This window comes from Bacillus sp. lyk4-R2A-2 (assembly GCF_030209735.1).
GTDB classification, from domain to species: Bacteria; Bacillota; Bacilli; order Bacillales; family Bacillaceae; genus Bacillus; species Bacillus pumilus.
This window is the reverse complement of the sequence record NZ_JARVRK010000001.1, coordinates 133752-147805: the sequence shown is the minus strand read 5'-3', so window position 1 is coordinate 147805 and position 14054 is coordinate 133752. Positions and strand designations below refer to the sequence as shown.

2 protein-coding genes are annotated in these 14054 nt (G+C 46.3%); both read left to right on the top strand.

What is annotated here, in order from left to right:
* Window positions 1–16 precede the first annotated feature (16 nt).
* Complete coding sequence (locus tag QRN39_RS00620; RefSeq protein WP_284905720.1) at window positions 17–3850, top strand: non-ribosomal peptide synthetase; 3834 nt, start codon at window positions 17–19, stop codon at window positions 3848–3850.
* A gap of 63 nt (window positions 3851–3913) precedes the next feature.
* A complete protein-coding gene (locus QRN39_RS00615; RefSeq protein WP_284905719.1) occupies window positions 3914–14044 on the top strand; it encodes a non-ribosomal peptide synthetase in 10131 nt (3376 codons plus the stop codon).
* The last annotated feature ends 10 nt before the right edge of the window (window positions 14045–14054 follow it).

The following is a 14054-nucleotide window of genomic DNA, read 5'->3' as shown; positions in this document are numbered from 1 at the left end:
AGGGAGGATGGAATAGATGAGTTCATTTAAAAGGGATCAAGTTCAAGACATGTATTATTTGTCACCGATGCAAGAAGGCATGCTGTTTCATACCCTCCATCACCAAGAAAAGGGCTTTTATGTAGAGCAAATGGATATGAACGTAAAGGGTACACTGCGTCATGACTTACTTGAGAAAAGCATGAATGTCATCGTGGAGCGGTACGATATTTTTCGTACCGTATTTCTCCACGAAAAAGTGAAGCGCCCTGTCCAAGTTGTGCTGAAGAAACGTCCTTTTACGCTTGATGTGGTGGACATGCAGAATCTTTCTGAAGACGAACAGCTTGTACGTCTTGAGACATTTAAACAACAGGATCGCCTGAGAGGATTTGACCTTTCGAAGGATGCTCTCATGCGGGCAACAGTTTTCCAAACGGGCCCTGCCAGCTATCGCTGGATATGGAGCTATCATCATATCCTTCTTGATGGCTGGTGCTTTGGGCTTGTGGTGCAGGAGTTATTTGCGATTTATCATGCCCTTTTACATGACATCCCTTACAAACTGGAACCGGTTAAACCGTACAAAGAATATATTCAATGGCTTGAAAAACAAGATAAACAAGCATCACTTCAATATTGGCAGCAATCATTAGCCGGGTTTGATGGACAATCTACCTTTAAAGAACAGAGAAAGCAAACGAATGAACATGAATTAGGCGAATTGGAATGGTCGATGAGCAAGGGAGAAACAGCTGCTTTATCAGAGTTAGCGTTCCAGCAAAATGCAACGTTAAGCAGTGTGCTGCAATCGGTCTGGTCAATTCTGCTGAGCAGATATCAGCGGTCAAATGATGTGCTGTTTGGCACGGTTGTGTCGGGACGTCCGGCAGATTTGGCTGGTGTTGACAGAATGGTTGGCTTGTTCATCAATGTCATCCCAAGAAGAATTCAGCTGACAGATGACATGACATTCCGTTCTCTTCTGTCAGAAACGCAGCAGCAGTCTCTTGCAGCCGAGCCGCATCAATATATTCCGATTTATGATATTCAGGCAAAGACAGGTCATCAGCCACTCATTGATCATATTGTCGTGTTTGAAAATGTCCCAGCCGCAAAGAAGGACGAGCAAGAGGCGCGGTTAGGATTTACTGTGGAAAACATGAATGTGTATGAAAAATCGAACTATGATCTCAATTTGCTGGCATCACCAGGAGAACAATTGCAATTGAAGCTGGCCTTTAACAAAAAAGCATTTGATCCTCAATTTGTTCAACGGTTAAAGGAGCAGATGAGTTTATTGATGAGCGAGGCGATCAAGCATCCTGATCAATCGGTTCATACACTTACACTTGTCACGAAACAGGAAAAGCAGCTGATTCTTGAGGAATGGAATGCGCCCGAGCTTGAGCATGACCAGCTATATTTGTCGAAATGGTTTGAGCATAATGTCCGCAAACAGCCGAATGCGGTCGCATTATCAGCAGGTGAGCACACGATGACATATGCGGAGCTGAATGAACAAGCTAACCGATTGGCAAGACATTTGCAAAAAAATGGGGTCACGCATCAAACGGTCATCGCCATTTTAGCGGGCCGCACGCCTGAACTGATTGTCAGTCTACTTGCTGTCTTAAAAGCAGGTGCAATCTATGTGCCAATTGATCCCGATTATCCAGAAAGCCGCATTCAATACATGCTTAAAGACAGCGGGGCAACGCATCTACTGACTCACTCATCCTTTATCGGTCAAGTGAAGGGACTTGCGTTTGATGGAAAGTATCTGTTTGCAGATGATCAAGAAATTTCACTGATGAGCTCAGAGAATCTGCCGCTTGAAGCAGGCTTACACGATACGGCTTACATCATGTATACGTCTGGTACAACAGGTCAGCCAAAAGGCATCATGACGACCCATTCCAATATTGCCCGGGTGGTCAAAAATACAAACTACTTAACCATTTCAGAAACAGATACACTGCTGTCATTATCCAACAGCGTATTTGATGGCTTTACATTTGATGTGTATGGCGCACTTTTAAACGGAGCGAAGCTTGTCTTGCCGAAAAAAGAGACCATTTTAAACATGGGCGAGCTGACGGGATTGATTAAAAGGGAAAACATTTCTGTCATGTTTGTTCCAACGGCATTATTTAATCTCCTTGTTGATGAAGAAACCGACTGGATGCGTAGTGTGCGCAAGGTGCTATTCGGAGGAGAGCGGGCATCGGTGCAGCATGTGAGGAAAGCCTTTGCTGTCATGGGGAAAGGCAGACTCATCAATGTCTATGGCCCAACCGAATCAACAGTATTCGCCACTTATTATCCAGTCGATGAGGCTCTGCCGATGGAAGCCCGTTCGATTCCAATCGGAAAGCCGCTCAACCAGACGGGTGCTTATATATTGAGTCAGCACAGGCAGCTTCAGCCGATTGGAATGGTCGGAGAGCTTTGTCTGAGCGGCAAAGGGCTTGCGAAGGGGTATTTGAATCGTCCTGATCTGACAAAACAAGCCTTTATCGCGCATCCATTCGCTGCGGGAGAAAGGCTGTATCGTACAGGAGACTTGGCTTATTTTCGAACGGACGGTTTGATTGAGTATGCAGGCAGAGTGGATGATCAGGTGAAAATTCGCGGTCACCGAATTGAGCTGACAGAAATTGAAGCCCACCTTCTCATGCATCCAGGTGTAAAACAAGCGGCTCTTATAGCTGATCAGCATAACACGCAGCATACAAGGCTGCTCGCCTATATGACGTGTGAGGAGGAGTGGAAGGATAAACTGGATGTGATCAAATCAGGGCTGAAGGAAAAACTTCCGGCTTACATGCAGCCTCATGACCTGATCAGACTTGAGAAAATACCACTTACGCCAAATGGAAAGGTTGATAAACGTCAGCTGCCAAAGCCAGCGTTGCCTCAAGGAAACCGTCATGTGAAGCTTCCGGTAAATGAGGTAGAACAAAAGCTACTTGTGATGTGGCGGGAAGTGCTTGAACGAGAAGATATCAGCACAGATGACCATTTCTTTGAGCTTGGCGGGCATTCATTAAAAGCGATGTCGCTTTTATCCAAGATGTCGAAGGAATTCGATGTTCAGGTGCCTATTCACTTGCTGTTTGAGACGCCTACCATTGAAGCAATCAGCCGTTATATTCAACAGCAGGATCAGGAAGCAGCCGGCTATCTTGTATTCAATGAATCTCAAACGCCAACAGTCTTTGCTCTACCCCCATTACCAGGCTATGGCTTTATCTATCAGGAAGCCGCAAAAACGCTCGATGGTGTTCGTTTGATCGCCTTTGACTTTATTGAAGCTGATCACCGAATCACGCAATACGTTCAGCATATCCAGCACCTTCAGCCTGAAGGACCGCTGACTTTGATGGGTTACTCTGGCGGGTGCTACCTAGCCTTTGAGCTTGTTCAATCGCTCGAACAAGCAGGGCGGACCGTCGAAAAAGTCATCATGATCGATTCCTATAAGAAAATAGGAGAAAGTGATTTAGAAGGACGATCCATTGATGACGATATTGCAGCGATCGTCCATCAGTCGAAGCAAAGTGAACTTGCCCAAGCGGAGCTCATTCAAGACGCGCTTGCTCAAAAAACGAGGGCTTACTATGAAACTTTTGTTAAGGGGGTGAACCAAGGAGAGATACAAGCAAACATTGATTTCATCCAATCCGAAGAAAACATTGCGATACCAGAATGGATGGAACATTGGGAAACTGCGACGACCGGCGCTTATCGACAATATCAAGGCTATGGTCAGCACGCCGACATGTTCAAAAACAAAGAATGTGCCGCCCGAAATGCACAGCTAATTAAAGAAATAGTCCATCATAAAAATAGAGAAACAGTCTTGTAAACTTTAGATGAGGCAGGGGTGCACATTGGCAGCCCTGCCTGACAAAAAAGGGAAGGAACTCATATGAAACCATCAACCATTAATCAATCGAATGTACATGAATCAATGGATACGATTTTACAAGATGTACAGAAAACCATTTTACAAACCAACGAAATCGAACGCTTCGCTGTTTTTTCTCGTGAAAAAACCATTCGACCACGGCCATATCACCTCTCTCATTTATTTCTAGACCAACACATGGAGCAGGAGGCCGCAGCTGAATGGATACAAACGCAAATGGCTTCACCTGCTTTAGCGGACATGCCCCCAGCCATTTCCTATGGAGGGGATATAGATGTTCGTGCAGGAGCTCAAACCTTGCAGGACGCTCTAACTGAGGCAGCCAAAACAACAAATGGGCTGACTTATATCATCAATAGTGAAAACGAGCTCACGCAATCCTACGCGCAGTTAAAGGAGGATGCCGAGCGGGTGTTGACGGGTTTAAGGGCACTAGGGCTTGAGCCAGGAGATCCTGTGTTCTTTCAATTTTCATCGAATCATGCGATGGTCACGGCTTTTTGGGCATGTGTGTTAGGCGGATTTGTCCCAACACTTGTGTCGGCAGCCCCGACCTATCGGGAAATGAATGCCTCAGTGAAGAAGCTTCATCACGCTTGGGACCTGCTGGAGCATCCGCTCATTCTCACGGATGACTCGCTGATTGATGAGGTGCAAGGCTTGGCTTTACTGTGGCATACAGATCAATTACGTGTGGCAGCCGTTGAACCAATGCTTACTTTAGAAAGAGATCTAGAAGCACACCCAGTCACGCCCGATGATTCCGTCTTTTTTATCTTAACGTCTGGAAGTACGGGGATGCCTAAATGCGTAGAGCATTCTCATAGAAGTGTGCTGGCGAATGTCAAAGGAACAGTGGCAGCCAATGGGTTTACACAAGAGGATGTCTCGTTAGACTGGATGCCATTAGATCATATTGGCGGCATTGTCATGTTCCATCTTGTCAATGTGTACACAGGCTGTGAGCAAATTCGAGCAAGAACAGATGACTTCATCGCTCAGCCGCTGCGCTGGCTTGACTGGATAGACCGCTATCGTGCAACGAAGACATGGGCACCTAACTTCGCATTTGCGATGATCAATGATTATGAGAAAGAAATCTCTTCGGGATCGTGGGATCTTTCTGCTATGACTTGTATGATCAATGGGGCAGAAGCGGTCGTACCGAAGACGATTCACCGGTTTTTACACCTGCTCGCTCCGCACGGCTTAAAAGGAGACGTCATCAGACCAGCTTTCGGCATGTCAGAAATCTCATCAGCCGTGGTCTTCTCTTTTGCGATTGAGCGGGGAGATGAAAACAGCGGGGTACTGACCTTTGAGGAAACATCGCTGACAGAGCAGCTAAGACCAGCAGAGGCACGCGAAACTGGAACCGTCAGCTTTACAGAGCTCGGGAAACCGATTCCGGGTATCACGATTCGTATCGTCAACCATGAGCATGAGCTTCTTCCCGAAGATCATATTGGCAGCGTGCAAATCAAAGGGCCGACGACAATGAAGGGCTATTACAAGAATGACGAAGCGAATCAAGAGGTTTTTCAAACAGAGGGCTGGTTCCACACGGGTGATTTAGGTTTTCTGCATGAAGGAAGACTGACATTAACCGGTAGAGAAAAAGACATGATCATCATCAACGGGAAAAATTATCACAACTATGAAATTGAAGCCATGGCAGAGGAAGTACCCGGCGTAGAAACAAGCTTTGTGGCAGCTTGCTCCGTGCGGATGGAGGCATCTGCATCCGATGAACTGATTCTCTTTTTTACACCGAAGCTGTATGAGCCTGCTTATATCATGAGGGCTAGCCAGCACATTAAAACCCATATTGCGACAAAAATGGGTCTTTATGCATCAAGGATTATTCCTGTCCAGAAGCATGCCTTTCCGAAAACAAGCTCTGGAAAAATAGAAAGGGCACAGCTCAAGACAAGGTGGCAGGAAGGTGAATTTGACGAAATCATCAAGGAACTGGACATCAGACTTGAAAATGAACATACCTTGCCTGATTGGAGTTATCAAAAGAAGTGGACACCCGCTCCGCTTCATGAAACGGAAAAGCAAACAGAAGGGGACATGGTGATCTTTGCAGATGAGTTAGGGCTGGCAGATCAATTGAAATTCCTCTCAAACCATGAACAAACCTATATCACGGTTGAACCGGGTCAAGCATTCACACAACTCACACCCACTCACTTCATCATCCACCCGAATCGGCCGTCAGACTACGAACAACTCTTTGAGACGCTCCGTTCGTATGGCGTTTCGGTGAAACAAATCATTCACCTTTGGAACTACACAAACAAGAAAGACACACTTCAAGCGGCAATGGCGAAGGAAGCGCAGAAAGCTGGCAGCATGAGTGCATTGTATGTAACAAAAGCGATCGCCGCCTATGAGGAACCTGTAGAGATGACCTTTGTCTCCGCTCATGCGATGAATTTGCCAGAAGACAAAGTACATCATGTGGAAAAAGCAACAACAGCGGGATTGATGACAGCTGTTCAGCATGAATGGCCGTTTATCAAGGTGCGATGTCTTGATTTTTCTCTCACAGAATCGGTTGGTCATTCTCATGTATCGGCGATCATGACAGAGCTCATCCATGGCACAAGTCAGCATGTCGCTGCTTATCGTGAAGGTGTTCGTTATATTCCTCTTATAGCGCCGCTTCATCTGGAAAGTGAACAAAAGAGGAAAAAACCGCCATTTGAATCATCGGGGCTTTACGTGATGACAGGCGGGCTTGGCGGAATAGGACGGATGCTAAGTGAACATCTTCTAACATCCTATCACGCGCATCTTGTGCTGCTTGGAAGAAAGGCACGAGAAGCTTTAAGTGCGGAGCAGCAAGACGTATTGACCTCACTTGAGAAACAAGCGGAAAAACGCGGCGGCACTGTTCATTATGAAGAAGTGGACTTGACGGATGCAAAAGCCCTTGAAGCCCTTATCTCGAGACAAGAGGTGGTTCATGGAAAAAGGCTGCATGGTGTGATTCATTTCGCTGGCATCATTCAAGAAGGGCTGCTTGCGGACATGACGTCTGCGTCCTTACATGCGATGTACGAAGCAAAGGTATATGGCACGATTGCGCTTCATGAAGCGGCTTCTAAACGGCAGAATGTCTTATTTCTTTCTAGCTCATCAGCACGAACGTTAAAGGGTGGGATGACCGTAGGCGCTTATTGCGCTGCCAATGAGTTCGTTGAACAATTTGCTCATTATCAGAGGCTGACTTCTACCGTGAAGCCGTACTGCTTTAGCTTTAGCATGTGGGATGAGATCGGCATGAGCGAGGGTTCGATGATCAAAGGCATGTTAAAAGAAAGAGGCTATCTTCCGATTCCGAAGCGGGCGGGCTTGCAGTCGATGCTGGCATGTTTGATGACAGATTCACCTCTCATTTATATGGGATTAGATCGGTCGAAGCAGGACATTCAAGAGATGCTCCATGCGAAGAGCCGAACAGAGAAAGCCGTGTATGTCTTTTTCAAAACCGACAAAACAAAGGCCATTGAAGAACGTCTGTATCAGTCCATTTATACGTGTTTGCAGTCTCATCTATCTGATGAATATTCCGTCCATCTATTTCCTGAGGAATATTGGAAAGAATCAGAGGATGGCATGCCGGATGAACCGCATTTCAAAGCACTCATTGAGGATAGTGGACAGGAAGCCGAGGACAGAGCGCCTCAAACGGAGACGGAGAAACTTTTGGCAAGCATTTGGTCCGAGCTGCTTGATGTCTCAAATGTCAGCTGTGGTGATCATTTCTTTCTAATCGGGGGTCATTCGCTCAAGGCAACGCAAATGCTGTCTGCGGTGAGACAAAGAATGGGATTTGATGTGCCTCTCACTGTTCTTTTTGAGCATACGAGACTTGGGGAATTAGCGGCATGGATCGATTCGCATGCAAAAGTGGATGAAGCGGTACAGGTGCGGAAAATGGCAAAGGGTCAGAAGATTCCGATGTCCTATGCCCAGCAAAGACAGTGGTTTCTCTATCAATTACAGCCTGATCTGCCATTTTACAATAATACAATTTCCTTTCGGGTGAATGGATCTTTAGATGTGAAGGTGCTTCAGCGCAGTCTTCAGCAAATGGTGCAAAGGCATGAGGCGCTTAGAACTTCCTTTACCATGAGCGGCGATGAACCGGTGCAGATCATCCATGAGCATATGACCCTTCCAGAGCTTGAAGTGGTGGATCTATCAGATCTGACGTCACAGGAAGAAAAAGAACAAAAAGCGGCTGAGTGGGCAAAAAGAGAGGCAAGCACAGCTTTCCGCTTAGAGCATGATCCGCTCTTTCGGGTAAAACTGATTCGGTTGTCGGAAACAGATCATTTGCTGCTGATGTCCATTCATCACATTGTGTCAGATGGCTGGTCGGTTGGGATTGCCGCAAGAGAGCTGTCTGAATGGTATACAGCGATGATTGACAAGAGAGAGCCTGATCTTTCGCCGCTGCCAATACAATATGCGGATTACGCCCTATGGCAGAAGGAGTATTTGACTGGAGAGACGCTCCAAAAGCAGGTTTCCTATTGGAAGGAGCAATTTGCTGTCCCTGTAGAAGATTTGGTTTTGCCGTATGACTACCCGCGGCCAGCCGTTCAATCCTACAAGGGAAAAACGAAAAAATACCACCTGTCGAAGTCGCTGTCTGAGCAGTTGGCAGCTCTTTCTAAAAAAACAGACAGCACCCTTTATATGACGCTACTGACTGCCTTTTCTACCTTGCTGCACCGTTTGTCTTCACAGGATGAGTTTGTGATTGGATCAGTCATTGCTGGGAGAAATCGGACGGAGATGGAGCAGCTCATCGGATTTTTCGTCAATACGCTGGCACTTCGGATCGATCATAGCGGGAATCCTGCTTTCACTGACCTATTAGAACGGGTGAAAGAAACAACAATGGGCGCTTATGCGCATCAGGATGTGCCGTTTGAGATGGTCGTAGATGAGCTGAATATTGTACGTGAGGCTGGCAAACAGCCGCTGTTTCAGGTCATGTTCGTTTTGCAAAATCTGCCTCTTGAGGCTTCTCCGATGGGGGAGGCGACATCTGTTTTAGCCATTGAAGATAACGATACCGCCAAATTCGATCTATCCCTGTTTGTTTTTGAAGGAGCGGAGGGTCTTCAACTAAAACTGGAGTATGATGTGGACTTATTTTCTGACGATACGATGGACCGGTTCCTTCGGTACTACGAGCAGCTGCTTGAGCGTATTTGTGAAAATCCAGCACAGCCGATTAGACTAATGAATTACCTGCCAGAAAAAGAGAAGCATCAGCTGCTCTATGAATGGAGCGGCAAAACAGATCAGCCTGCAGGCCCGCTTCTCATCACTGAACGGTTTGAAGCGCAGGTGAGAAAGTCACCCGATGCCATCGCTCTCGAATTCGGGGAAGAGCAGTGGACGTATCGTGTGTTACAAGAGAAAGTCGACCGGCTTGCGGCTTCTCTGCAGCAGCGAGGTGTGACGCCGCATGAACCAGTAGGGCTGCTCATCGACAGGTCGCCTGAAATGATTCTTGGGGTGCTGGCGATTGTGAAAGCAGGAGGCGCCTATGTGCCAATTGATCCTGAATATCCAGATGCCCGCATTGATTATATGCTGAGGGATACAGGTATTCAGCTGTTACTGACAAAAAATAAATGGCTGAAAAAGGTGTCCATCAGTCAAACCGAACTCATTTGTCTTGATGAAGGATATGAAGAATTTTTATCAGAAGCAGAACTCATACCTGCTGCCTTAAAACCTGATGGACTCGCTTATATCAATTACACCTCAGGATCAACTGGACAGCCAAAAGGGGTATTGATCCCGCATCAAGCAGTCATCCGGCTTGTCTGTGAAACAGATTATGTCACCCTTGATGAACATACACGTATTTTACAAATTGCCAGCTTCTCCTTTGATGCCTTTACGTATGAAATATGGGGAGCCCTGCTAAACGGGGGAAGACTGATCCTGACCGATCGAAATACGATTTTATCAATGGATACACTGGCTGATACACTGACATCATACAAGATCACAACAGGATTTCTGACGGTGCCGCTGTTCAACCGATTGACAGAGGAACATCCAGAAGCTTTATCTGGATTCGATGCATTATTGGTCGGTGGTGACGCGCTCTCAACTGCTCATATCCGCAAGGCACTGCCGTATTTACCGGAAGGGCTTTTAAACGGCTATGGACCAACTGAGAATACGACGTTCTCCTGTGTGCATCACATTCGCTCATTAGACGAAGGGCAGACGACCGTTCCTATCGGTCAGCCAATTGCTTTTTCACAAGCCTATGTATTAGACGACCAGCTGCAGCCGGTTCCGCAGGGTGTCATTGGAGAAATCTACGTTGGCGGAACAGGGATGGCACTCGGCTACCTTGGAGATGAAGAAAAAACATCGCAATCATTTATCCCGCATCCTTTCCATAAAGGAGAGCGTTTATATAAAACAGGTGATATGGGCCGCTGGCTCCCAAATGGCATCATCGACTGCCTTGGAAGAATGGATCATCAAGTGAAAATACGCGGACATCGCGTCGAATGCGGAGAAATTGAAGCCGCTATGCTGAGTGTTGAAGACATCGTAGAATGTGCGGTTATTCCGCATCAGCACGAGAGTGGTCATAAGCGCCTGATCGGTTACTTTGTCCAAAAAGGTGCATGGACCCAGCAAGACCTTCGACGCAAGTTAAAAGATAGACTGCCAGATTATATGGTACCGAGCCTATTCATAGAGCTCGAGGAACTGCCGCTCACGCCAAACGGCAAGGTAGATCAAAAGCATCTCCCGCCGCCAATGTGGAGACAGGAAGAAGCAGACAAACCAGCAGATCAGGCACTCAGTGAGGAAGAACGAGTGCTGGAAAAGGTGTGGACTCAGCTTCTTGGCACTCCTTCAATCGGTGTTCATGATAACTACTTTGAGCTTGGCGGAGATTCTATTATTGTCATACAAATGGTGGCACGCCTAGCACAGGAAGGCTACATCATACAGCCGAGAGATGTATTTGAAAAACAGACCATTTCACAGCTGGCACGCGCTATGAAAAAAGCAGATGTATCTGTGTCCTATGATCAATCACCTGTTACAGGAAATGTTCGTCTGCTTCCAATCCAATCTTGGTTCCTTGAACAATCGATGACAAACCAAGATTATTGGAATCTATCAGCGCATATTGAATTCAAGCAATCGATACAACCCGAGCAGTTAACACAAGTTCTTTCAAAGCTTGTCGATCATCACGATATGCTGAGAGCCATTTATACAAAAGCAGCAGACGGTACATGGATTCAAACCGTTCGTGCGCCTGGCATCATTCCTTGTGTCACTTTCGTTGATTTGACGGATATTTCTCACGAGGAAGCGCTAGAGCAAATTCGCTTGGAGACAAGCGCTTGTCAAGGAACATTGTCATTAGAGCGGGGAGAAGTGATCAAAGCCATTCTTTTTCAGACAAGTGATCGTACGTCTGAACTCTTTATCGCAGCCCACCATCTTGTGATGGATGGAATATCGTGGCGCATCATACAGGAAGATGTATTAAACGGGTTGAAGCAGGCTGCGGCAGGGCAGGAGATCACGCTTGCAAAGAAAACCGCTTCCTATCAGCAGTGGGCAGAGGCACTCTATGAATATGCACAAACCGATCAATTACAAGAGCAGGTTTCTTTTTGGGAAAAGATCATGAATCAAGAGGAAGAAGGTTCTCCTTTTCAACCACCTGCGCTTTTCAATATAGAAGAACATGCAGAGATCCTGACTGTTCAATTGACGAAGGATCAAACAGACATTTTACTAAGGCACGCATCACAAGCGTACCGAACAGAGGTCAACGATTTACTCCTGTCAGCACTTGCGCAAGCTGTTGGAAAGCCACTACTGATTACGTTAGAAGGGCATGGACGCGAGGATTTATTTGAACAGATGGATTTGTCACGGACAGTCGGCTGGTTTACAAGCTCTTATCCTATTTTTATTCCTTTTATTCAAACCGATGTTGAGAGACAAATTAAAGATGTCAAAGAAACCTTAAGAGCTGTGCCGCAAAAGGGGATCGGCTATGGCTTACTTCAATACATGACAGCATCTCGTTTACTTAAAACGGCAGCGCCGCAGGTGAGCTTTAATTACCTTGGACAGTTAGATCAAATAGATGGTGAGGCAAATCTGTATATAGCAGATGAACGAAATGGACATGTACATGACCCAAAAGCAGAAAGACAGCATTTGATCGATGTGTACGGATACGTTGTCAGTGGTCAGCTTCAGATGAATTTTATGATCAATCGTGAACTGCTTCAGGAGGAAGAGGTGCGTCAGTTACCTGAACGATTTAAAGAAAAAATGGAGGGCATTTTGACGCATTGTGTAGAGGCAAAAGGCGGCTTTACGCCATCTGATTTTCCAATGGTCCAGCTAACGCAAAAGCAAATAGATGAGCTTCCAGACAATGTGGTAGATGTGTATCCATTATCTCCGATGCAGCAAGGGATGCTGTTTCATGCACTGTTAGATCAAGCATCACAGGCGTATTTTGGTCAGGTGCATATGACACTCGAAGGCTTAACGGACGGCGAAGCCTATGAAAAAGCATGGAATCTGCTTGTGGAACGTCATTCGATTTTACGGACAAGATTTGCTTGGGAGGGGCTAAAGGAGCCTGTCCAATTGATTCAATCAGAAGGAAGCATTCACCTCACTCAGCACGATGTGCGCCACCTGAGTGAAATGGATCAGAAGAAAACTATTGAGCGTTATTTACAATCCGATCGTTCAAAGGATTTTGATTTGGAAAATACGGCTGAACCGCTCATTCGTATCGCTTTGTTCCATCGTGACGAGAAAACTTGCACGTTTGTTTTTAGCTTTCATCATATTTTAATTGATGGCTGGAGCCTGTTCGGCTTGATTGAGGAATCCTTTTCAATGTATCGCTCGCTTGTGGATGAACGAGAGATGAACCTTCCTGCTGTGCGTCCATACAAAGATTTTATTGAGTGGCTGCAAAAGCAGGATCAAGAGAAGGCACAAGAGTTCTGGAAACATTATATGTCAGGAGTAGAGGAAGCCACACCACTTCCAGGAGACGGAGAGCAAGCCTCGGATGAAGGAGCAGGTATTGATCAAATTAGTATCAAACTGACGCCTGAAATGCAGCAGAAGCTGGAGAAAATGACAGGGACACAGAAGGTCACGATGAGCACACTGATTCAGGCGGCATGGGGTCTGCTCTTGCACCTTCATTCAGGCTCAGAGGATGTCGTGTTCGGTGTCACAGTATCTGGCCGGCCGGCGGACTTACCAGAGGTTGAAAGCATGACAGGGCTCTTTATTAACACCTTGCCGCTTCGTTTGCCGATCACACCAGACAGGACCATTGCCGAACTGCTTACGCAGACGCAGGAAACGGTTTTTCACATGCGAGAATTCGAGTATACCGTACTCCCAGATATTCAGCAGATGACCCAAATTTCGAATGGAGAATCATTGTTTAACAGCATTGTCGTGTTTGAAAACTACCCGATTGAATCTGTAGAGCCGTATGGTGTACGGATCTTAGACATAGCCAGTCATGAAGAAACCAACTATGACCTGACCCTTGTGGCTGTCCCGGGAGATACGATGGAGCTTCGGGTCACATACCGCTTCAATCAATATAAAGAAAAACAAATACAATCGCTGATGCAGCAGCTGATCGACACACTTGAAGCTATGACAGAACAAATGGAGACGCCCCTCTCTTCCTTCACAATCGTCACGAATGAAGAAAAAGAGCGGATGATCACCGATTGGGCGAAAAATGCACAAGTCAGCGTGCTGTACCCAGATCAAGAAGAGGTCTATTCAGTTATTCATGATCCTTCGTGTGAGACGGAAATCTATGTTCTGAGCGAAGAGCATCAGCTCATGCCGGTAGGATTTCCTGGAGATATTTTTATCGGTGCAAAGGATATCAAGGCACTTTGCGGAGAGCTTGCCGATTGGATGGAGACGCATAAAATTCCGCATCCATTCAAACATCAAACAGGCGAATACCTCTATCCGACAGGGGATGTCGGCGTTTGGACTGAAAAAAACAAGATTCAGATTTTGGATTGGGTGTAGGAGGAGAAGA

What these genes read in the sequence shown, in the direction of transcription:
- QRN39_RS00620 (WP_284905720.1), top strand. Translation starts at nt 17, where the DNA reads ATGAGTTCATTTAAAAGGGATCAAGTTCAAGACATGTATTATTTGTCA.
- QRN39_RS00615 (WP_284905719.1), top strand. Translation starts at nt 3,914, where the DNA reads ATGAAACCATCAACCATTAATCAATCGAATGTACATGAATCAATGGAT.